We start from the raw sequence: 22,027 nt of genomic DNA on the forward strand, positions 1-22,027 counted from the left end.
CTAAAATCGTTGATAAAATCATTCTCCGCTTATAACAGAAATTCTCTGAAATGGTACTGACTAAAAATATTACATATAAAAAAGTATTTATTCTCTGTAAATAAAACATGAATTTAAAATAGGACTCTGAAAAATTTATCTTATATTATTTTTTGGAGCAGAAATTGAAGATAATACGATGAAGTTGAATCTGTTATTATATTTTTTGCAGACTGCAAATTACCGTACAAAACAAATTCAGTATATTAATTCAAATTTTCTTGTTACTGATTAACCAATTCATATGACAGATAGTCTTAATATATGAAGTAAATGGGCGGGTTGTAAGGCATCTAACTTTCAAAATCTTCTTGGTTAGATGCCTTATTTTTTTTCTCTAAGATCGTTTTCTCTAAAATAGAGGCTCTTAACCTTACCATCTCATTTTGGTGACCCAATAATTTAAGTCCTTCCTGCTTTAGTTTTGCCAAAAAATCATTCGTAGTATAGACCACTTCATCTTTTTTATAGTAATGGCTAATCAGTTCTTCTATTAAATAGAGCGCACTGGCTTGAAACAAAGGTGTCCCCGACTTAATCCATTGTATCACGGTTTCAGTTTCCTTTTTAGCTAGCTCTTTTTTAAGTTGAGCCAAAACAAGATTGGCTGAAATTCTATTGTTATCTTTCCAATTTATTAAGATGTTTTTGACTTCAGATATTTGTTCATGAAAGATAAAATAAACTTCCGACGCATTCGCAACTATCCTTGGATTTGAAGAAAGTAAATAGTTCTGCAACAAAGAGCTCCAAGAATCCGACCACATTTCTTTGTTAATAAAATGAGGGATTAAATTCAAAATGCCTGATAAAAATAAGTTTTCGGTCTGTTTTCTTTGAATAACTTCAAAATGGTCTGACAATATTTGATACAGTCTCTGACATATTAAAGCATCAGGAACCGAAACAGAGATCTTCTTTAAAGATTGTAATAGATAGAAAATGGGCTCCATTTTCTCTGCCTGAAAATATTTATCAATTAGAACTAAAGACTCTAAAATATCATTTTGACTTCTAAAGTAATCTAAATAATTCATTTTATATCTAAAAATTTCTCTATCCTCTTCCCTTAACACATTGACAAAGTAAGCATCTAAAGACACAAATTCTTTGATTTCAACTACAGGAACTGTTTCTTCAAAACCTTTTAATTGAACCATTTTTCGGTTAACACCTTGAAAAAAATTATCCCAATGATGATAGCTCGCCTCTAGAACAACCAAGGAATTTTCAGACTTATCTGAAACACAGCCCAGTAGCCTCACCGACTCAATTAACGGCACACCGGCAAAAGCAAAACCTGTATTTAGTTTAACAAATTTTAGGTTTCCATTCGAAATCGATGATTTTAACAAAAATCGGTGACCAAATTGATCATTCACTTTTTTGTCCAGTTTCTTTGCCCACTCAAATATGGATTTCACCGCAAATAGCGCTTTCAGCTCTGGAACCAAAGGATCACTTTTATGACCTTTAAAAATAAAAATAACCTCATCTCCGATAATTTGATAAATTTCACCGTGATAGCGGTTGATGATATCATTTGTTACTTCAAAATATTCATTTAATATTGAAACAATATGTTCCTCTTTTTTTTCAAGAAAGATTTGCGTGTAACCATTCAAATCAATGCGCACCACACTCACTTGAAGGCTGGTCAAACTGGGTGTCTTTTTGCGAATCTCCGACGCCAGGGCCTCACCCACCGTATTTTGTAGCAAATGAATACTTTGCCGACTGTGAAGATTTATTTTGTCCAACATCCTGGTCGAATCCAACAACGTCTGCGCTTCCTTGCTGGATGTTTTGAGTCTAGCCAACTTCTCTTTATTTCCACTCTGTAATAGTTGTTCTATAATTACAAAATCTTTTAAAATCAGAAAAATAAGCAAGCCGACAAAAATCGTAATTATAAAAACGTCTTTTATAAATGGTATTAGATTCTCTTTATGTTCCCATTTCAGAAAATGAATTAAATTGGAACTGTACCCCACAATAAGAATATAGTTATCAATTTTAATAGGTTTTACTGTCCTTAAATCAAACACATGAAATTGATCAAAATGAATGAAATTATAGGTATCAAGTATTTTACAAGCAGATCTGTTCGTATCTAAATACATCTCTTGAAGAACTTTTTCGCCATCCTTGAAACAATAGTAATCAATAAATTTAAGCTTAACAGCATTCTGAAGCTGTTCTCTTAAAAGATCAAAATTTTCAGATAATATAAAGTCCTTGGAGTTATTTAAAATAAAATCAATGTTCTGATTTCGTAAATCATCAATTCTCGCCTTAGCCTGAATGGTCGTAAAGGTTGTCTGAACAATACTCAACAACATATACCCAAGCCAAAAAGCGATTAATAGTACAACCACAAATGATTTTTTTTTAAGTATCATTTATTCTTACTCGTTCCACGAAGTGGCTTTGAAAATCGAACTCCTTTGTCATCGATTCGAACGATGTAACTAGGGCCAACACTGCTGGTATCGCCTGTCTCATCTGAACTATCTGTGTTACTTGTATTTTTTGGTTTAGCTGCCCTGCCAGCAACATCAGAATCACGACCCTTAGTCGGATCAAATACGGTATTTCCCGTTCTTCCATCGAAAACTTTTACATTATATTCTTTTAAACGACCGACTAACTCTTTTTGTGCTTTTTCCACAATTGGATCAACGTCAGTTCTAGCCCCACCCACGCGATCAGTAAATTTAGATGCCGGTCCTCGTGAGTTTCCACCTGGACTTTGATTTTGAACAAATGTATTCTTAATCAAGTAGTCTAATTGGGGAAAGTTTTGACCATAGCGCAAGACGGTCTCAAGATCCTTTACGTTGTCTATCCTAGTAAGAGCATTAACAAATTGATTTAATTCTTTTTTGTCTTTTGCAGTTAAAGGCCGTACTTCCGTATTTTTTTGACTTGTCGTTGACGCCGGTCCTAAACCTGAAGCAGCTCCTTTGCCTATAACTGAGCCTGAACCTACATTGCCACCCAACCGAGTCAGCCCCGCCGAACCCACTTGCAATCCACCAGATCCGGCCCCAGATCCAGCAGCGAAAGTACTTTCTGGATTTGTCCCAGGCGGCACCCCACCTGTCTGTTTTCCATTTTGATTATCGATACTCAAGCGGCCAGCTACCTTATTTTTACCATCAAGAATATTGACCGCCCGACCGCCATTAACTGCAGTTGAAGCAGCAACGGCATCACCAGATTCACCACCTGCAAGACCTGCCTTCACCCCTCCAGGAGCAATCGAAATAGAATCATCTCCCGATGAACCAGCTATTTTATTTGAGGATGATGGAGGTCTTGAATTTCGTTCTTTTTTTCCAAATAATTTGGAAGCAGGAGCTCGCGAACCATTATTTTGTGAGCTGTCATTTCCGCTTGTATCGTGATTTTGATTTCCATTTTCTTTGTGTTCTCCAGCAAAAAACTTCTCATCTAGATAATCAATTGCTTCTTGCGTTCGTTTATAAACACCAGCATTAAACATATCTCCTGCTGAAGCCGCAACTTCGGGGGTAACAATTCCACTATTTTTTTCTAACATTTCATCGATTTTGGCTAAAGTTCCTTTGACAAGTATTGGGTCTGACATCTCAGCAGGCTTTGGAATTAGTTTGGGAGTTTGGTTTTCCAATCCGCTAGTATCCGCACGTGCCACTTCAGCCCCAGAGTCTTTGTTTGATGCAATCAATGTATCTTTATTTGCATAACGACCATCAGCTCTTCCATTAACACAATTAATATTTTTTATAGGTAATACATTTTGAATTTTCATACATAAAAACTGATTCATATTTAATTTACTCTCTTCAAAAAAGTGATTCATCAAACCATCACAATTTTTAAGATCATTATCAATAAAATTTATCAGGCTCAAAGAAACTTTATCTGCAATTCTTATCTTTGAACTTTCTGAAATAGCCTTGTTTTCCCGATTTTTGATATCTGCAAAGCAGCTTTTTCTTAGATAGTCAGAATTTACAAATTTTTTAAGAAAGTTTTTTAGGTATCTTTTTTCTTTATCCTCAAGTTGCCCACAAGAATTGTTAATTTTGTTTTCAATTTCAAATTTATCAGTCCACTGTGAAACCAACTGATCAGACAAAATGTACTTTTGAGCAATTTCAAACTTATTCTTCGAGCAACTTTCTTGATGAGCAACCTGTTCGGTTTCTTCAAAAAATCTATCTGAGTGTATTCCATTTTTGCAATCATCGATTGTTTCACATGAAATGTTTTTTCCGTGATCCAAATCACAGATTTTATGTGTTTTGTCTTGATAGGATAATTTGTTGATAGAACTAATTTTAGAATTAATGAACTGAACATTATATTTTTTAATTTCGACATTTATATCTGCTTCACATTCGTCTCTTTCTTTATCTTCCAAGCAATTCACGCTTATTTCTTTGCCTTCACAAATAAATTTATATTCAATATTGCCTTTTAATCCTAGAAAAAGACAATCAGCAAAGCTATAAAAGGAAAATATAATTAATAGGAAAATTAACTTATTAATGTGGTTCACATATAATTAATCGGAGAAAAATAAGAAAAAGTTAATTGCAATTTTCTGCAATTTTATCTAGACCATAGCCAAGTTCTTTTTTCATTCTTTTATCAAGAATATGAAACAAAGACAGATATCTAGCAGCCCCGTTTTCAATATTCCCCTCAGAAAATTTCAAATTTGGCATAATATATTTGCCATTAATGTCTTCTGAAAATCCATTACTTACGACAGCAAATACTTCTTCTGGCTTATTATTTAATGAACAAGATCCGCCCGACATACCCGCTGATGAGGCTAAGTTTGTACTTAAACCATATTTCTGGTGATTATCAAAAATACGTGCATTCTTTTGTTCCCATAGAAATTCTGCTCCAGAACAATTGCCATATGTTTTATCCACCGCATGTGATGGTGATCCCTGACATGAAATTTTTTCTCCTATATTTGGGTTTATGGAGGAAAATGATTTAGGATCTCTTACAACAATTTTTTTAAAATTATCATCAGCTTTTTCCAGTTTTAAAATTACCAAATCATTATGTCCCTTAAAGGTTCTAACTTGTTTATTCCCATTTAATGTTTTTAACTCAAAATCTTCTTTTTCGTTAGTCATCTTAAAAAACACTTTAGCATTAACTGAACCAAGTCCGGAATTTCCACCCCTTTCAAATTTGATTTTACCATTAAATTCATTATAATCTCTGTCATTTACTGACACATCTAAAGATTCAAACAAAACATGTGCAGAAGTTATAACACAACTCTTTCCAATTTTAAAACCTGATCCAATTCTTAGCTGACCACCATTAGAACTACTAATTACTACATTTCCTACTGTGTTATATTCAATTTGACCATTTTGGTTTGTTGGGTTAATAGGTTTCATAGCACGGGAAGCCTTCATTTTTTGTATTTCAGGTTTATAATCACTGCTTATAGATTCATATCTTGAATCATCGCCAAGTAAACTTTCAACTTCATCTGCAAGTAATATAACTCGCCTAATGGCTTCATTATTATAATCACAAGCTCTTGATTGTGTGCTTAAAACTTGTATCAATGTGAGAATGATGATTAAAGTTTTCATTTTGGCTCCCTTTAAGCGTCTTTTGTATTTATATTCATACAATAATAAAGCCTGTCTCAAATGGATATTAATTTGTTGAAATCTAAAATATTACAATTGGTACATTTTTTGTTAAAAATAGGAACCCATTTTACGCCCACAGAGACCTTTTTTGTCTGTCTCCCCCTCGAAATTCAATAGTAAAAATTGAAAGTAATTACTAAGTAACAGTCTGTTGTTATGTTACTCATTAACTCATTACTAAGAAAACATCTGCAGCCTAACGTCGCCAAACAAAGTACTTATTGAAAAAAGTCGGTCAAATCAAATTATTGTGTTTAAAAATAGCCCATCAAAACAATCAGATGATTAAGTCGACTAAAGAAGTCAAGTTTGAACAATCAGAAATATTTGTTCAGTGTCTACGTATTGAAATCAAGAATTGAAAGTATATTTCATGCAACCAAAAAGGGGGGGTAAAGGATTCCGCAGTAAAAAATTACTTCAATAAAAAATTCGGTAAGACAAATAGCACTTTATTAGTTCTATTCGAAAAAGTTTGTAATGGTAAGAACAGATTAATCAGCAAAAGTATGAATAAAATACAGGGATGGGGGTTAATATTTTATCGATAACCAAGAACTCATTTGTTTCTTTACTGTTTTTCAGAAATTGTCTCTTTTTTTTAGAAAATACTGGCTGTTTTTGACTTCTTAATATAGAAAAAGCCACCAAATCCTTTATTACAAGGGTTATTAAACTAAAAGGGGGAATTATGAATAAATCACTTAGTCAAAATGTTGAATCAGTTTCAATTACTGCAGAAAAAAAACGTTTAAGGTTTTCAAAGTATTTTGCAACCTCATCATTAATTTCATGGATATTAGTATCAATTGTTTTTACTATTTCAGTCTCTGCAAACGCAGCTACAAAAATCAAATAGACCCTATGAAGCAAGAACTGCAGTTTTTTGAAAATATTATATACAATGAAAAATATTTCTCGGCAGAGAAATCAGAGGAAGCAGTTCTAATGCTACATGGATATCCTTCACCAGAAGGAAAAAATGAATACATTGCTGAATTTATCTCTTCTTATCTTAAAAAAGATGTTTTTCTAATTCACTACGCAGGGTTAGGAAAAAGTAATTTAAACTTTTCCTTTCCGAAATCAATCGAGGATTCTATTAACTACTTTAATTGTTTAAATGAAATTAAAAAATATAAATCCTTTTATTTGATAGGTCACTCTTGGGGGGGGCTCATAGCCTTAAATATAATTAAGCATGTTAATACTAATAATATTAAGTCAGTTCTTTTGCTTTCACCGTACACTTATTTCCCGAGCGGTTGCGACCTCAATCAACTTATTCAACTTGTGTACAATGAGTCTAAAGAATTTTTTAGAGGTTCTTATGCTGAGATGGCGAACCAAGTTCAAGAAATTATTTTACATTATCAACCACAATTGTTTCTCGATAAACTTAAATCATTTACTGGGGTTATAAACATCATTCAAGCAGCAAATGATATTGAAGTATTGCCTTCAAATACTAAATTGTTTTTTGATTCACTTTCTAATAGGGCTAGTTATTTTGAAATTAATTGTGACCATGGTTTTAATCAAAATAGAGAAGATTTGCTATTACTTATTCATGATTTATTAGGTAAATCATGAACTTTATTTCTAGATTTTTAATTTTAAGAAAAGTTAAAGTAAATAATGGATTATTCCTTTTTTCAAAAAATGTTACTATTAAACTTCAAAAAGGGGCTAAATTAATTATAAATAATGGAATTTTTCGTGCTGGTTATTCAATAAGTGATGATTGTTTTTCTTGCTTTGAAAAAACAAATATTTACTTAGATGAGAATTCCATTTTAGAAATTAATGGTGATTTAAACATAGGACCAGGTACCTCCCTAATTTTAAATAAAAATTCACATATGATCTTTGGTGGTTCAAATATTATTGCCCATAATAATACGTTTTTTTGTTTTAGAAAGATTGAATTTGGTAAAAACACATGTACTTCGTGGAATTGTCAGTTCATGGATTCTGATGGTCATGATCTTTATTCCGCAAGAAATGGAGGCCATTTTCTAAAACCGCTATATAAGCCTCTAGTTGTCAAAGAAAATGTCGGTTTCCAAATGAATGTAACTATACCCAGAGGAATTACAATCGGAAAAAATGCATTAATATCTACAGGAGCCATTTTGAGAGAAGATATTCCCGCTGAATCGCTTGTTATAGTAGAGCAAAACTTAAAAATAAAAAAAGGAATTATGACTCCTTATGGAAAAGAAATTAATTAAAACACAAGCCGTAGCAATAGCATTAACTTCAGTGGGTTTAATGTTTTTTGTGTTAAGTGCGTTTCAATATCAATCAGAAGTATTTTTTAATTTGCTGATTTCAACTCGAATTTTAGTAGTTTTTACTGGGTTTTCGTTGTCGGCTTTATTGTTTTTTAATAAGATAAATTCAAGTAAAATTGAAACGTATTTCTTTTTATTTTGTTTAATTATGCAGGCATTTCATGGAATTATTGAAGGCTCAAATTCAATTTCCTTTTACTCTTTCACTGGTCCATGGCTGATATTAAGTTCCCTATCTTTAAGAGAGACCTTTAAAAGTTGGTTAAAGTTCACATTTCCAACTCAATTAACGGGTTTCATTGTTCCTTTGTTTTTTAAAAATCCAAAATATTTTACGTCAATTGGTCATTTTATCGATAATTTTAGCCTTCCCGTTTCAGGTATGCTCGTAGGACTAGTATTAGCTAAAATTACGTCAGATCGTTTCGAAGCTGTAATTAGTAATGTTGAAACCCAAAAAAAGCTTAATGATCTATTAGCCAAAGATTTAAATCGAGAAATCGAAATGAGATCAATTATTGAGTCAGAATTAACTTTGGTAAAAAATGAAGTTGAGAAAGCGGCCGGATTAAAGATCATGGCAGAAATAGCCTCCCAAGTCTCTCATGATATTCGATCGCCACTTTCAGTTCTTAATATGATTATTTCTCAAATTACAAATATTTCAGAAGAAAAACGAATCTTATTAAGGACCTCTGTTAACAGAATTAATGATATTGCCAACACTTTATTAGAACGCTCTAAAGCGCAAGTAACAAATTATTCGACGAATTCGTCTCAAAATTCAGGGCGTGCTTCAGGTGCAGATTATAAACTTGAGGTCGAACTGATTCCGCCGTTAATTGAATCGATTGTTTCGGAAAAAAGGGCGCAGTATAGGGATAAAACAAATATTGAATTTGAGTCAGATCTTAAAGATTCATATGGTGCTTTTGCAAAAATTAATGTTGCAGAAATTAAAAGGGTTTTATCAAATTTAATAATAAACTCAGTCGAGTCAATTTCAGAGGCCAATGGTAAAGTGGAACTCAACCTTGTTTTAGAAAATACGTGTTTAACAATTATTGTAAAAGATAACGGTAAAGGGATGCCGGAAGATATCCTTAATCGTTTGGGTGAATTGGGAGTCACCCATGGTAAAGAAGGTTCACAAAGTGGATCAGGACTAGGTTTATATCATGCAAAACAGACTGTAAACAAATGTGGAGGTGAATTTCTTGTAAAAAGTGAATTAGGAAAGGGCACAATAATAATGTTGAGATTTCCGCGGGTTCAGGCTCCTGCCTGGTTTGTTGAAAGGTTAATTTTGAAACCGAAACAAATCATTATTTCACTTGATGATGATTGTACTATTCATGGTATTTGGAAAGAAAGAATTCAATTTTTAAATGTAATTCAACATCAAATTGAATTTCTATCATTTACTTCTGGTTTAGCGTTTAAGACATGGTTTCTTAAGCAAAAAGAACTGAATTCTTTTTTGAGCTTAAATAATTATTTATTTTTATTTGATTATGAATTGCTTAATCAAAAACAGACTGGTTTAGAAATCATTGAAGAACTAGAAATAGAAGAAAGAAGCATCTTAATTACAAGTAGATATGAAGAGAGTTTTATTAGAAGTAAATGCCAGTCTTTAAAGGTTAAGCTGTTGCCAAAAATGATGGCCAGTCTTATCCCTATCGAGCTTGCAAATGAAAAAGAGTACAGTAAAGTATTTAGCAACAATGAATATGTAAATTTTAAAACCAGACTTGAGTATACACTTCCTTAAAATCTCTTTTTGAGACATCCTAAAACAAAGTAACACGCCGACTCAATTCGAACTGATTTGGAACACCCCCATAGAAAAATATTTTTTATTTTTTAAAAAGCTTTACACTAACATGAGTAATATTTATCGCAGTGGAGTTGGTTGTGCATACAAAAAAACTAAGTTTTTTTACCCCAATAAATGTCTTTAAAGTTATGACTGTATTTTCCTTCGTAGCCACTTCATTTGCTGAGGAGCTTGATAGGAATGCGCTTTCTGAAGCGCAAGGCCTTCTGAAGGATAGAAGTAAAGTTGAAACAGTTCTTAGTGCTGACCCAAAGGCTAGGAAAGCAGATGACTTTGCAAAGCAAGTTGGAGGATCTGATGAGAATGTTCAGCAAATGTATTCTATTGCAGCGGATATTTTGCCGGTTTTATTGGAAATGAATGAGAACAATCAAGAAAAAGCATTAAACTCACTTCAAGAATATAGTAAAAATCCTAAAGAATTTTTGGCTCGTCTTCCAGCTGGCACCCGTAAAAAAATTGAAAATTTAGCTAGTAAAATAGAATCAGAGAAACCCAGAAAGCCTTAAAACAAACCAACTCACTTTTTACAACTCAATCTTCCATCTACGGCAGGACATCTTCGGCAGAACATCTGCGCAATGACAACGGCGAGGGAAGTTTTTTACTTGAACCTATGTCCAATCCCAAGGCTTGCCCACAAAAAGAAGAAAAAGGCATAAGCCTGTCTTTTCTTTATTCAATCTTGAAAATATAACAGGGTTTACCCTTTTTTGCTATTCTGTGAGTCCTCTATAGTGTTCTATGGAAGGCATGAGGCTTGCTAGTTAACAGCCTAGGGTTAATTTTTGGGGGAAGTTATTGTGGTTCGTTTGGGGTGTAGGGTTATCTCTTTAGTTATTACTATCATAGTTATTTTTTTGTTCTTCGGTGTTTTTTATCACAGCAATGGCGATAACTATAAAAAAACCAACGAGAGCCAGGATGATACCTTAAATAGAAACTCAGGGCTTTCTATTGAGGAGAAATGGCGAGAAACGGGTCTTCAAGTTAAAGACATTGAAAATTTGTTTTTAAATAAAAAATGCCAAGCTTCTCAAAGTGTTTTTTTGTCCTGCATGAATGCTCTGATGACAATTGCCGAAAAAGAGGGGAAAGAAATTTTACTCGATGGAAAAGTTGTGACGGTATTAAATAGCACAACAGCAAGTAAAATGGGTCCACATTCTCAATCATCTCAATCATCTCAATCATCTTATGCTTCAACATCTCGTTCTTCAATTCCTGTTTCCAATAAGTTTTCTCATATGAATGAAAAAGAAAAACTCAAAGTTTGGGAAAGTGTTTTTAGGAAACAAAAAGCTTCCCAAATTCCTGTTGAGGCTATTTGGCTTGAGATTTCCAGATCCTTTAAAAATCGGAATTACGAGTCTCTACGCGTGGCCCAAGCTTTTAATTCCTACCTGTCTGTTTACAAGGATCCTCATACTTATATTTTACCCAAAGAGTATTTTGAAAAAGTGACAGCACAAAGTCAAAATGTCATGAATTCCTATGGATTTATCGTAAGTAAATCCAATAACAAGTTTATTTTTACACGCATTTATTCAGATACTCTTTTTGAAAAAGCTGGAATTCAAGAAGGTGATGTTTTGGTTGAGGTAGATGGCCTATCGGTGTCTCACTTGACGAACGAGGAATTACTAAGTCTATTTAAAGGAAAGCAGAGGAACTCTTTCCTTATTTCGCAAGATGAAAAATTTGTCCAACTCACGCTCGTGAAAGAAGACCAAGTATTAAAATCAGTTCAGCTTCATAAGTTAATATCTGGAAACAACAAATCTCATTGGCACATTTCAATCTTTAAAATTGCCGATGGAGTTTGTAAACAGACCGAATCTCTTTTAACAAAAGCACAACAACAGAATGTCTCAGGAATCATTTTAGATCTGCGTGATAACTCTGGTGGCTCTATGGATGAAGTGCTTTGTCTGGCTGGCTTATTTGTTGGTGATAGAAAAATATATGAGCTTAAGTATTTTAAGCAAAATACTCAAAAAGAAATTGAATCGTTTTTTGCCTCTTCAAAGCAAGTTTATTTTGGCCCCTTGGCCGTGTTAGTTAATCAAGGCACAGCTAGCAGTGCAGAGATATTGGCTGGAGTTCTTCAGGACTACCATAGAGGACTAGTTATTGGGGAAAGAACCTTTGGTAAGGGGACTTTCCAAGAAGGCGAAGCTTGGTATAAAAATCCGAAAATATTAATCTTTCAAACTAAGGGATTGTTTACACTTCCCTCTGGAAATTCTCCTCAACTTATCGGAATCATTCCTGACATCATGATAAATTCCTGGGACATTGCTGAGGGAAGAGAGGAAGATCTCTACTATAACCCGGTTTATAATTTTGTATCTTCAGATAGAGGTTCTTTGCAAAAGGATTCTTCAACGAAGAGTTCGTTCGAGGTTGCAAAAAATACTCCTAAAAATCATTTAAAAATTAAAAACTGTGAAGGCCGCAGGGTTCCTGCACGGATGGCTGATCCCCAGGTGGGAAAAGCCCTCGCGGTTTTATCTTGTTCATAAAATGGTTTTTTCCTTGGAGATAAAACTTTACACTCATGGCTTAATTTGTTGAGTTTCCTCTGTTTTGATCCTATATTCGATCAAAGTGTGTCTGAAAAGTCTTCAAACACACTCTGCCATTTATTTAATTGAGGGTAGACCGTTGGTTACAAAAATTAAAGTTCAAAATAAATCTCAGGTATTCTCTTTAACGCAAAAACATTTTCAATATAAATTTATTCCTTCTAAAAAGAAATCCAAAAAGCTTATGATTGTTTTGCATGGCAGGGGTGATAGCCTAAGACCATTTCGCCACTTTGATAATGAATTTAACTTGCCAGAAATGAATTATTTGCTATTAAATGCTCCTAGAAAATACATGACTGGTTTTTCCTGGTACGGAGAACCTCCCTATCAGAAAGAAGGCGTTCTTAAAATCAGAAGTAAAATGTTTGATCTGATAAACGAGTTGAATACCTCCGGTTGGAAAGCAAAAGATATTTTTCTTTTTGGATTCTCGCAAGGTTGTCTGATTAGTGCAGATATTGCTCTTAATTATCCAAAAAAATTAGGAGGAGTCATTGGCATAAGCGGCTATTTTCATTTTTTTCCAAGATGGAGAAACTCACTAACTGCAAAAACTAAAAAAACTCCCTGGATACTTACCCACGGGTATCATGATGATATTTTAAAATATAGTGATACGAAATTTGGTGTCGAAAAATTATTAGATGCAGGATTGAATATTGAGTTTATTTCTTTAAATAAAAAACACGATCTTGAAGAAGAAGAGTTTCCAATTATTCGCAGATGGATAAAAGCCCAGAGTGTTGAAAACACTTAAATCTCTTCCCGATACTCGTGTAAATTCATAACAATTTTATCCCATATTTTTTTCTCGGTCAGACTCTCTTTATTTGTTAAAGAATAGAAATGTCTTTGTCGATTGAAAAAACTTTCTCCATGGGAGTAATCTATGAGTTTTTCGATTAGGTTTTGTACGGTATCAGGCTTATGTGTGAGTGCATATCCGCTTATAATGTCATCAACACAATGAATTAAGGAATTACCCGTTAAAAAACTTTCAGGATGAATTTGATTTACTCTTTGATTCACTTTTTCTAGCGTGTTTGAATTGGATATTATTTTTAATTTTTTAAAAAGTGATTTATAATTATCAAAGAAACTTAAGTAGCGATTTTTATTCTGTAAAAAGATTTTTTCATCTTTCGGTTTACAAAATTGTGTCTGCGCTAATTTAACAAAATCATAAATTGAAAATTCCTCATTTTGTGAAAACAAAGTGGGAAACTCTCTGGCCACCGTACGCATATTTACTAAGGGGAAATAATTAATTCCATCAGGAACTTTGACTCGCCCTTTAGACGTTTTTAAGTCTTCCCAGAACTTAAAGTCTTCTTTTAGATTGCTTAACAGTGTGGCAAGCTTTGGATCTTTTAAACATACTTTTATCTGATGATTTGAAAGTCCAATTTTTTGAGCAAAATAAAATAAAGAATATTGCTTCAAATAAGTATGAAATAAATCTAAAGCAGAATGATTGTTAAGGTTCCTTAGGGGAGTTTTCGAGCTTGTTTTTAAGTACTCAACAGTTTGAATCATCTCCTTGACCAAGAGTTGCGCTTTGTTTTTTTGTTCACTTAGATTTGTTGAGAATCGATCCACATCATCATATTTATACCTATTATGACAGGTTCCAAAATGACGGATGCTTCCATAATCAATTATTCCTGCGTCAAATAACAAATTATCTCCATCCCAATCTAACCAAACAAAAATATAATTTTCCTCAATAAAAGCCACAAACTTGGCCAGTCTCTTACAGTAATCTTTCAGGAAAAGATCGTATTTTTGGTTTGCAAACGCGGTACTCAGACTCACTAATTTTTTATTTATGATTTGCCTTTTTATATAATAATCAATCACTTTTCCTAATTCATTTTTTCTATTTTGTTTTAGAAAAAGAAAAGCATGTGCTGGACGAATGAGGTTTTTACCTGCGCGAACGCCAATCCCCACGCCTTTTCCCAAATCAATGACACACAGGACTCTTTCTGTATGAATTCCTTTTCGGTGCAGAACTTCAGACATAATCGCGGAGCCAATCAATTCATCTAGCTCTGCCTGTCCACAACCATATCCCGTATCTGTATTTCCTGTTTTTAGGGGCTTTTTTTTAATCGAAGCCCCAGGTGACAATACGGTTACCCCCGTTCCCCGAGATGAAATATCCCAGATGACGCCTTCATTCATAAGGAAACCATTCCAAATACTGCGTCCATCACCCGATGTGAGGCCTTTTTTACTTTGATGTTGTAGCTGTAAGTATCTGGTCGCCATGTATTTTTTGGGTTTAACATTTTTTTTGGCGACTCGCTTTTTATTTAGAATATCGTATTCATTTATAATTTGCAGAGAAAAAGTCTCGATGAGCTTTTGATGTAAAGAAACATTCATTTCAGATTTGTGATCAGTGCTGATTAATCCCATTTCTTTTGCTAAGGCAAAATTAAAATAAACGACTTTACCTTTATTTAATTTCAGAACTTCATAATCCACGTATCCATGTTTACCTAATTCGCGATAAGGATGATCGCCATCAATCTTATCAAACGGGGAATACTCAAGCTCAGTGGTGTATGAAATGTTAGATCCAATTCTCATCATAGTTATTCTCGGAAGTAATATAAAAAGTTAAAGAAATCCGAAAGAATCTCGACTTAGGTCAGGATTAAATCCGTTGTTCACTTTCCCTATGCAGACGTCTTTACTTTCTTGATAGACTGATTAAGAATTAAATTTTTTGCGACAGGGAGGTCCAATGAAAATTACACCCATAGATATTGCCCATAAAGATTTCTCAAGGAAACTCATGGGTTTTGACAATCAAGAAGTTGGTGATTTTCTACAACAAATCTCTTCCCAAATGGAATCCCTTATTCATGAAAGAAACCAACTGAAGGAAATCTTACGTGAAAAGGAACTGTCACTTTTGGAATACAAAGAACGCGACAAACTGTTAAAAGATACGATTACAACAGCATCTCAGATGTCTGAGAAAATGCGCCTTGAGGCCGATCGAGAAGCCAAATTTATTCTTGCCGAAGCACAACAAAAAGCTGAATTTATTACTCGCGATGCCAAAGATTCTTTAAAAAAGACCTATCAAGAAATCGTGGATTTAAAGAAAACCCGAATTCAATTTGAGGCGAATCTTAAAGCCCTTGTACAAGCTCATCTTTCAATTTTAGAACAGGGCGAGAAATATGTTCCTTCTGTGAATTATGCTATTGATCATAATAAAAATCAAAATTCTCACCTCTAAAACCTATCTAAAGCTAACAGATGAGTTTTACCATGGATGAAATAAAAAACTGTTATCAGCAAAAAGAAAATAGTTTTTTACTTTCCATCCTGATTCAGCCAAATTGTAAAAAAAATGAGATTCAAGGAATTCATAGTGGTAAAATCAAAATGAGAATTCATTCTCCTCCAATCGAAGGAAGGGCAAATGAAGAACTGATCCTTTATTTGGCTGAAGTTTTTCATCTTAAACGAAATCAAATTGAAATTGTCAAAGGACATTTAACTCGCCATAAACAAGTAAAAATATGTCCAAACGACGCTCAAAAATTCGAGCAGGATCTGCATCATACGCTCTTACAAAAATGAGATTGGTTGAGATGAGTTGCGTTGAATTTCTTATCTTTTCTTTTTTTTCTTTTTATTGGATTTTAATTTAATGCTCATTTCAGCTTCGTCGAGTTGAGATTGCAGATCGGCATCGGATACCACTTCTTTTTGTTTTTGATCGGATCTAACGGGAGCCTTTGGTATTTCAGGCTCTTTTTGAAATAAATGTTGATCAACACCATCTTCAGTTTGAATTTTATATTTTTCCTCTTGAGTTGTTTCATGGTATTCTGGCTGCTTCCTTGAAAAAGCATCAAATAATAGAGTTATTCCAAGTCCAGCATACAGTCCACTCGAGAAATTTTGTCCTACCAAAGAAGTAGCTACAAAAGATTTAAGAACAATACCTCGTGAAAAGCCCAAATCGATATTTAAACTGGCTTTGGTCTCTGATGGATTCACAGAGTAAAAACGATAACTTCCTCCGTTTACTTTCTGTACCAGAGAATACCTGGCTGATTCCAAAGTCCCTTTATCGGGGTCGTCCATCACACTTTGAAAACCACTGACTTCGATGCCAACAAAGGATTGTCCCCATCGAACCCCTCCCCCCACATTCCATGGGAACAAGCTGGATCTTTCATTGCGATAATTAAATCCACATCCCAAATAATAAGAGAACCAAGAGTAACTGTTTTGTGCTTTTAGCATAGCCATGAGCTCCATGACGCCTTCATCGGTCATGACTGTATCTTGATTTTTTTCAATGGGATCTAGGGAGTAACTAAAAGCCAACTCTGGAATAAAATCCATAAAGCCTCGATAAACCATATAATCCGCGGCCAGCGAAAGCTGACTAAATGTTGAGTTTGTCCTCACAAAATCAGAGTTTTTACTTTCTGCATTTGAAACATTTGCGGACGCAGACATCGACCACGATCCTGGAAAAACATATCTTGATGTCACAAAAGAAGTAAACAAAGTGTATTTATTGCTACCGATAAGATTGACTTTATTCCCATCACTATTAAAATTGGCACTTGTATCAAGATAAGTCGTTCCTGCTCCAATTTCAAAAGTTCTTGGCTCATAATTCTTAAGTTTGTTGAAAGAGTTCGCTTTATACGTTACACAAAGAATGAAAATTAAATAAATATAAAATTTCTTCATTAGGAATATTATGACCAACATATACAAAGAGGTAAAGTAAATGTCCTCCGCAAATAAAAAAACTCAACTTGTAGTTATTTTCATTACTGTTTTTATCTATCTTCTAGGTTTTGGTATTATCATTCCCATTTTACCAATCCTTAGTCGAGATTTTGGGGCCACAGCTTTTGAAACTGGGCTTTTAATGTCGATCTATTCTTTAGCTCAATTTCTTTTTGCTCCTTTTTGGGGAAGACTCAGCGATCGAAAGGGCAGAAAGCCGATTTTACTCTTTTGTCTTCTTGGTGAAGGGCTTTCTTATATTATTTTCGCTTTAAGCAGAGATCTCTATTTACTCTTCCTTGCAAGAGCCATGGCTGGTTTTTTTGGCGGTAGTATTTCGACAGCGTCAGCCTATATTTCAGATATCACTCCTCAAAATGAAAGATCTAAAGGGATGGCATTAATTGGAGTCGCCTTCGGATTGGGTTTTGTTTTTGGCCCAACTATTGGTGGTCTATTAACTCAACTTGGAAGTCAACTTTCGAGTGAACCCTTTTTTAATACCTCCTTTGCTTCTTTTTTCGTAGCTGGAATTTGTGGCCTTACTTTTCTATTTGGATATTTTAAATTAGAAGAATCTTTAAAAGAAAAAAATATAAACCATGATAGAAAAAATCGATTCCTTGTCATATTCGAAAAACTAAAAATTCCAATTGTGAATAAATTAATTGTCATTTTTTTCTTACTTTCATTTGCTATGTCTTCAATGGAAGCTACTTTGATTTTATTTATGGGTTCAAAATTCAATTGGGGAGTCAAAGAAGTCAGTTTTGGTTTTGGCTATATCGGACTCATGATGATTTTCGCACAAGGATTTCTTGTTCGAAGGCTTATCCCTAAATATGGAGAAAGGGTTGTACTTACCATTGGATCAATTTGTTTTTTTTCAGGACTAGGTTTGATTGCTGTAGCAGATTCTATTTCATTCATGGCCATTTGTATGACCTTGCTTGCCCTGGGTAATGGACTTTCCAGCCCTTCCGTCCTTGGCAGCATCAGCTTGTTAACTGAAAGCACCGAACAAGGAGGAACTATGGGGGTCACACAAAGTCTTTCATCACTGGGTAGAATTTTGGGCCCAGCCCTTGGAGGTTGGCTATTTTATAAGTCCACCCAAACCAGTCCCTTTATTTTTTCAAGTTTGCTAGGAATGATCTCGTTCATAGTTTTACTCAGCATTTATTCAAAAATTCCAGTCAAGGGAAAACATCATGAGCCTACTTAATAAAATAAGCTTTTATCAGTTAGAAAATTTAATTTTGCAAAAAGTTCCTTTTAAATTTATAGAGTTTTTTCAGAACTCAAGTCCTGAAGAGCTTACCAGAGAGTCCACGCTAGATGCCTTTAAACATTTAAATCCTTACTATCAAAGATTCTTTAAAGAACAATTTCTTGCAGCTGATTTAGATCAGCTTGTAAAGGGCTCAAACAACATTAGCCTTACAATGGAATCTCCTATCATTTTAATTTGTCAAGATGGTTTGTCTTCAAATGAATTTGCTCTGGCTTTGGAAAAAGTAGGTTATAAAAATATTTATCTCATCGAAGGGGGACTGACTCAACTCTTAACAGATGCCAAGATGGCCGCCCATCCAAATTCCTGTTAAGGAACTACTTAAAAGGAACTACCTAAAAGGAACTGTCTAAAAGGAACTGTCTAAAATTAAGTTGGACACTTTCAAATCAGAAATTATTTTTTCTTGAGCCCTGGTTATTTTTTATGCTATCGTTCTTCCATCAAAGGAAATTCCATGGATGAAAATAAGCACTCTGATAAATCTGATAAATCTGAAAAAATAGAAATTTCTGACAGATATCACCCAGCAGAAGTCGAATCCAGAATTTATAGATGGTGGGAACAGTCGGGTTACTTTAAGTCTTCAGACCAATCCCATAAACCTCCATTTTCAATAATATTGCCTCCTCCTAATGTGACAGGATTTCTTCACATGGGTCATGCTTTGGATCACACCATTCAAGATTTATTAGTACGCTGGAAGCGTATGCGTGGTTTTAATGTCATGTGGTTGCCAGGAACTGATCACGCAGGAATCGCAACCCAAACAGTTGTGGAGAAAGAGCTTAGAAAACAAAACACAAATCGACACGCTTTAGGCCGTAAAGTTTTCGTAGAAAAAGTATGGGAGTGGAAACATCAGTACGGAGACAGAATCTACAATCAAATGCGCCGCCTAGGTGATTCCTGTGATTGGGATAGGGCGTGTTTTACTCTGGATGAAGGCGTTTCAAAATCTGTAAGAAAAGTGTTTGTAAGCTTGTACAAGAAAAACTGGATCTACCGGGGTAAAAGATTAGTGAATTGGAGTGGTCCATTAGAAACAGCTATCTCTGACCTGGAAGTTGAGCATAAACAAGTCAAAGGAATTTTATATCACATTAAATATCAACTTAGTGATAAATCAGATTTTTTAGTTGTCGCCACGACCCGTCCAGAAACAATGCTAGGAGACACGGCTCTCTGTGTGCACCCAGATGATGAAAGGTATCAACATCTTATTGGCAAAACGGTATTGATTCCTTTGATTGACAGACCCATTAAAATTATTTCAGATCCCTATGTAGATAAAGCGTTTGGATCTGGGGTTGTAAAAATCACACCTGCCCATGATTTTAATGATTATAAAATTGGTATAGCTCACAAATTAGAATTTATAAATATTCTTACCAAAAGTTGCGAGCTAAATGAAAAAGCCGGCCCTTATCAAGGACTGAAGATTAATGAAGCTAGAAAAAAAATCGTTGAAGACTTAAACCTTAAACATCTGTTAGAAAAAGAAGAGCCCCACTTACATTCCGTGGGTCACTGCTCTCGATCAGGGGCTGTGGTTGAGCCTTTCCTATCTGAACAATGGTTTGTGAAAACTGAAAATTTATCTGTTCCTGCGAAGCGGGTTGTTGAAAGTGGCACCATTAAATTTTCTCCAGAATCATGGACAAAGGTTTATTTACACTGGATGAATATTATTGAAGACTGGTGTATCTCGCGACAACTTTGGTGGGGCCATCGTATTCCTGCTTGGTTTTGCGATAATTGTGACCATATCAGTGTCTCTGAAGTAGATTTGGTTCAGTGTGAAAAATGCCAAAGTTCAAAAATCCACCAAGATGAAGACGTTCTGGATACCTGGTTTAGTTCGGCGTTGTGGCCTTTTTCAACCATGGGTTGGCCACAAGATACCGAGACTTTGAAAACATTTTATCCCACAACTTATTTGGTGACTGGTCATGATATCATTTTTTTCTGGGTGGCTCGGATGATCATGATGGGATTGGAGTTTATCCGTGATGTCCCGTTTCGAACCGTCTACATCCATGGACTGGTGAGGGACTCACAGGGAAGAAAAATGTCTAAGAGCCTAGGTAACTCTATTGATCCCGTAGAGATGATTGATAAACATGGCGCAGATGCTTTAAGATTTACTTTTTTGGCCCATCTTTTCTCTGGCAAAGACTTAAAATTTTCTGAACAGCGTTTAGAAGTCTATCGGAATTTTATGAATAAAATTTGGAATGCCACACGGTACGGTTTATCTCACTTAAGTGATTTTAAAGTTCCAACTGCTGGAGTCAAAGCCTTGCCAGTTAAGGCCGATATTAGCATCTACGATCAATGGATTCTGAGCAAGCTTTACCTCGTTGAAAAAAACATTGACGAGGCTTTAGAGCAAGAGCGATTTTCTGATGCCGCAAATAATCTGTACCAGTTTATTTGGAATGAATTCTGCGATTGGTACATTGAATTTTCTAAGCCTATTCTTAGCGGTCCCGCCTCTCAAGAAAGAACGGCCACTCAATTGATTCTAGCACAGGTTTTAAATCGCATGCTTAGATTGCTTCATCCATTTTGTCCTTTTATCTCTGAAGAATTGTACCAAAAACTTCCTATTAAAAACAATGCCTGCATTATCGATCAGTATCCCCATATCCGATTGGATAAAGAGTTATTGGAATTAAGCTCTGCCACTGCGGCGAAGGAGATTGATCTTATTAAAGAAGTGATCACAGGAATCAGAAATATTCGCGGTGAAAATAGAATTTCTCCCGCTGAAATATTAAAAATTAGAATTTCAGTTTTGGATGAAAGAACGCAAAAAGTAATTGGTGAAAATAAAGGAACCATTCAAAGTATAGCAAGGGTTGAGATCACTGAAATTGGCAGCGATGGAAACTTGTCAAAATGTGCTGTAAACTCAGTAGGAATGGGAGAATTCCAAGCCAAAGTTGTTATTCCCTTAGAAGGCTTGGTTGATTTCGCAGAAGAAATAAAAAGAATTCATAAAACAATTGAAAAGTTGCAAAAGGATATCAGTATTCTGAATGGGAAATTAAACAACGAAAAATTTATTAAAAATGCGGAAGAGGATGTTATTCTCGCCGATAAAGCCTTACTGGCCCAATCAATGACTCAAATTCAATCCCTTCAAGAAGTGCTATTGAGATTTCAAAATTAATTGGAGTTGGTTAACTTCATTTTCTATTTTCTGAATTTGAGCTTCAAGATCCTTCGGGATTTTTGAATGCGGTTTTATTTTTTTTAACTGTTCTAGGGATTTAACAACATTGAGTTTTTTTTCGTTTTTCTGGTAATACGCAGTCAATTTTGTTATCTTTGAGATATCCTGAACTGCTTCTTCTGCCTGGCAAGGTGGATAGAAAATCCCAAAGCTTAGTATAAATATAAAATGATGAATTTTCATTTGAATCGAAGCCTTCAAATGAAATACCCAGGTGAATAGCAACTCATTTCATTTTAACAAAGTAAAGTCTCCGAATAAT

The 22,027-nt window shown here is 34.5% G+C and carries 18 protein-coding genes; 12 read left to right on the forward strand and 6 right to left on the reverse strand.

Translation table 11 applies throughout. From position 1 onward, the window contains the following. Positions 1 to 332: 332 nt before the first annotated feature. The 3 genes from J0M15_15390 to J0M15_15400 are packed head-to-tail and all read right to left on the reverse strand — an operon-like array spanning position 333 to position 5,660. Positions 333 to 2,441: an adenylate/guanylate cyclase domain-containing protein gene (locus J0M15_15390; protein MBN8538435.1), complete on the reverse strand. Its 2,109-nt coding sequence runs from the start codon at positions 2,439 to 2,441 to the stop codon at positions 333 to 335. Then, positions 2,438 to 4,588: a hypothetical protein gene (locus J0M15_15395; GenBank protein MBN8538436.1), complete on the reverse strand. Its 2,151-nt coding sequence runs from the start codon at positions 4,586 to 4,588 to the stop codon at positions 2,438 to 2,440. The genes J0M15_15390 and J0M15_15395 overlap by 4 nt, the downstream gene beginning before the upstream one ends. A gap of 31 nt (positions 4,589 to 4,619) precedes the next feature. Next, a complete protein-coding gene (locus tag J0M15_15400; GenBank protein MBN8538437.1) occupies positions 4,620 to 5,660 on the reverse strand; it encodes a hypothetical protein in 1,041 nt (346 codons plus the stop codon). Positions 5,661 to 6,414: 754 nt separating this feature from the next. Here J0M15_15400 and J0M15_15405 point away from each other — a divergent pair. From J0M15_15405 to J0M15_15435, 7 genes are all read left to right on the forward strand, one after another. Beyond that, positions 6,415 to 6,582, forward strand: a complete 168-nt coding sequence (locus tag J0M15_15405) for a hypothetical protein (GenBank protein ID MBN8538438.1) — start codon at positions 6,415 to 6,417, stop codon at positions 6,580 to 6,582. 5 nt (positions 6,583 to 6,587) lie between these two features. After that, entirely contained in the window at positions 6,588 to 7,316 is a 729-nt protein-coding gene (locus J0M15_15410) for an alpha/beta fold hydrolase (protein MBN8538439.1), read from the forward strand. After that, positions 7,313 to 7,957, forward strand: coding sequence for a hypothetical protein (locus J0M15_15415; GenBank protein MBN8538440.1), 645 nt, complete (start codon positions 7,313 to 7,315; stop codon positions 7,955 to 7,957). The genes J0M15_15410 and J0M15_15415 overlap by 4 nt, the downstream gene beginning before the upstream one ends. Then, positions 7,938 to 9,794 carry a HAMP domain-containing histidine kinase gene (locus tag J0M15_15420; GenBank protein MBN8538441.1) on the forward strand — a complete coding sequence of 619 codons (1,857 nt, stop codon included), beginning with the start codon at positions 7,938 to 7,940 and terminating at the stop codon, positions 9,792 to 9,794. Before J0M15_15415 ends, J0M15_15420 begins: the two co-directional genes overlap by 20 nt. Positions 9,795 to 9,937: 143 nt before the next feature. Continuing rightward, complete coding sequence (locus J0M15_15425; GenBank protein ID MBN8538442.1) at positions 9,938 to 10,369, forward strand: hypothetical protein; 432 nt, start codon at positions 9,938 to 9,940, stop codon at positions 10,367 to 10,369. A 279-nt stretch (positions 10,370 to 10,648) separates the two neighbouring features. Next, positions 10,649 to 12,385, forward strand: coding sequence for a hypothetical protein (locus J0M15_15430; GenBank protein ID MBN8538443.1), 1,737 nt, complete (start codon positions 10,649 to 10,651; stop codon positions 12,383 to 12,385). 247 nt (positions 12,386 to 12,632) lie between these two features. Then, the gene (locus J0M15_15435) at positions 12,633 to 13,208 is read left to right on the forward strand and encodes a serine esterase (GenBank protein MBN8538444.1); all 576 of its coding nucleotides are present in this window, start codon (positions 12,633 to 12,635) and stop codon (positions 13,206 to 13,208) included. Here J0M15_15435 and J0M15_15440 read toward each other — a convergent pair. After that, on the reverse strand, positions 13,205 to 15,052 hold the full coding sequence (locus tag J0M15_15440; protein ID MBN8538445.1) for a hypothetical protein: 1,848 nt from the start codon (positions 15,050 to 15,052) through the stop codon (positions 13,205 to 13,207). The genes J0M15_15435 and J0M15_15440 overlap by 4 nt on opposite strands. A gap of 154 nt (positions 15,053 to 15,206) precedes the next feature. On the opposite strand from J0M15_15440, the gene J0M15_15445 reads away from it, so the two are divergent. Both J0M15_15445 and J0M15_15450 read left to right on the forward strand, forming a co-directional pair. Further along, the gene (locus J0M15_15445) at positions 15,207 to 15,710 is read left to right on the forward strand and encodes a DivIVA domain-containing protein (GenBank protein MBN8538446.1); all 504 of its coding nucleotides are present in this window, start codon (positions 15,207 to 15,209) and stop codon (positions 15,708 to 15,710) included. Positions 15,711 to 15,742: 32 nt separating this feature from the next. Beyond that, on the forward strand, positions 15,743 to 16,057 hold the full coding sequence (locus tag J0M15_15450; protein MBN8538447.1) for a YggU family protein: 315 nt from the start codon (positions 15,743 to 15,745) through the stop codon (positions 16,055 to 16,057). A gap of 30 nt (positions 16,058 to 16,087) precedes the next feature. Here J0M15_15450 and J0M15_15455 read toward each other — a convergent pair whose 3' ends face one another. After that, entirely contained in the window at positions 16,088 to 17,188 is a 1,101-nt protein-coding gene (locus tag J0M15_15455) for a hypothetical protein (GenBank protein MBN8538448.1), read from the reverse strand. 40 nt (positions 17,189 to 17,228) lie between these two features. Here J0M15_15455 and J0M15_15460 point away from each other — a divergent pair, with 40 nt between their 5' ends. From J0M15_15460 to J0M15_15470, 3 genes are all read left to right on the forward strand, one after another. Next, entirely contained in the window at positions 17,229 to 18,455 is a 1,227-nt protein-coding gene (locus J0M15_15460) for an MFS transporter (protein MBN8538449.1), read from the forward strand. Beyond that, positions 18,442 to 18,837 carry a rhodanese-like domain-containing protein gene (locus J0M15_15465; protein MBN8538450.1) on the forward strand — a complete coding sequence of 132 codons (396 nt, stop codon included), beginning with the start codon at positions 18,442 to 18,444 and terminating at the stop codon, positions 18,835 to 18,837. The genes J0M15_15460 and J0M15_15465 overlap by 14 nt, the downstream gene beginning before the upstream one ends. A gap of 144 nt (positions 18,838 to 18,981) precedes the next feature. After that, positions 18,982 to 21,702, forward strand: a complete 2,721-nt coding sequence (locus J0M15_15470) for a valine--tRNA ligase (GenBank protein MBN8538451.1) — start codon at positions 18,982 to 18,984, stop codon at positions 21,700 to 21,702. Here J0M15_15470 and J0M15_15475 read toward each other — a convergent pair. Beyond that, on the reverse strand, positions 21,682 to 21,966 hold the full coding sequence (locus tag J0M15_15475) for a hypothetical protein (protein ID MBN8538452.1): 285 nt from the start codon (positions 21,964 to 21,966) through the stop codon (positions 21,682 to 21,684). The two genes, J0M15_15470 and J0M15_15475, sit on opposite strands and share 21 nt — an antisense overlap. Positions 21,967 to 22,027: the final 61 nt, after the last annotated feature.

It is taken from the genome of Deltaproteobacteria bacterium (assembly GCA_017302835.1).
Classification (GTDB): Bacteria; Bdellovibrionota; Bdellovibrionia; order Bdellovibrionales; family Bdellovibrionaceae; genus UBA2316.

Bases quoted from the DNA above. Each gene is read 5' to 3' on its own strand.
- J0M15_15390 (MBN8538435.1), bottom strand. From the start codon at position 2,441: ATGATACTTAAAAAAAAATCATTTGTGGTTGTACTATTAATCGCTTTT.
- J0M15_15400 (MBN8538437.1), bottom strand. From the start codon at position 5,660: ATGAAAACTTTAATCATCATTCTCACATTGATACAAGTTTTAAGCACA.
- J0M15_15405 (MBN8538438.1), top strand. From the start codon at position 6,415: ATGAATAAATCACTTAGTCAAAATGTTGAATCAGTTTCAATTACTGCA.
- J0M15_15410 (MBN8538439.1), top strand. From the start codon at position 6,588: ATGAAGCAAGAACTGCAGTTTTTTGAAAATATTATATACAATGAAAAA.
- J0M15_15415 (MBN8538440.1), top strand. From the start codon at position 7,313: ATGAACTTTATTTCTAGATTTTTAATTTTAAGAAAAGTTAAAGTAAAT.
- J0M15_15420 (MBN8538441.1), top strand. From the start codon at position 7,938: ATGGAAAAGAAATTAATTAAAACACAAGCCGTAGCAATAGCATTAACT.
- J0M15_15435 (MBN8538444.1), top strand. From the start codon at position 12,633: ATGATTGTTTTGCATGGCAGGGGTGATAGCCTAAGACCATTTCGCCAC.
- J0M15_15440 (MBN8538445.1), bottom strand. From the start codon at position 15,052: ATGATGAGAATTGGATCTAACATTTCATACACCACTGAGCTTGAGTAT.
- J0M15_15445 (MBN8538446.1), top strand. From the start codon at position 15,207: ATGAAAATTACACCCATAGATATTGCCCATAAAGATTTCTCAAGGAAA.
- J0M15_15450 (MBN8538447.1), top strand. From the start codon at position 15,743: ATGGATGAAATAAAAAACTGTTATCAGCAAAAAGAAAATAGTTTTTTA.
- J0M15_15455 (MBN8538448.1), bottom strand. From the start codon at position 17,188: ATGAAGAAATTTTATATTTATTTAATTTTCATTCTTTGTGTAACGTAT.
- J0M15_15460 (MBN8538449.1), top strand. From the start codon at position 17,229: ATGTCCTCCGCAAATAAAAAAACTCAACTTGTAGTTATTTTCATTACT.
- J0M15_15465 (MBN8538450.1), top strand. From the start codon at position 18,442: ATGAGCCTACTTAATAAAATAAGCTTTTATCAGTTAGAAAATTTAATT.
- J0M15_15470 (MBN8538451.1), top strand. From the start codon at position 18,982: ATGGATGAAAATAAGCACTCTGATAAATCTGATAAATCTGAAAAAATA.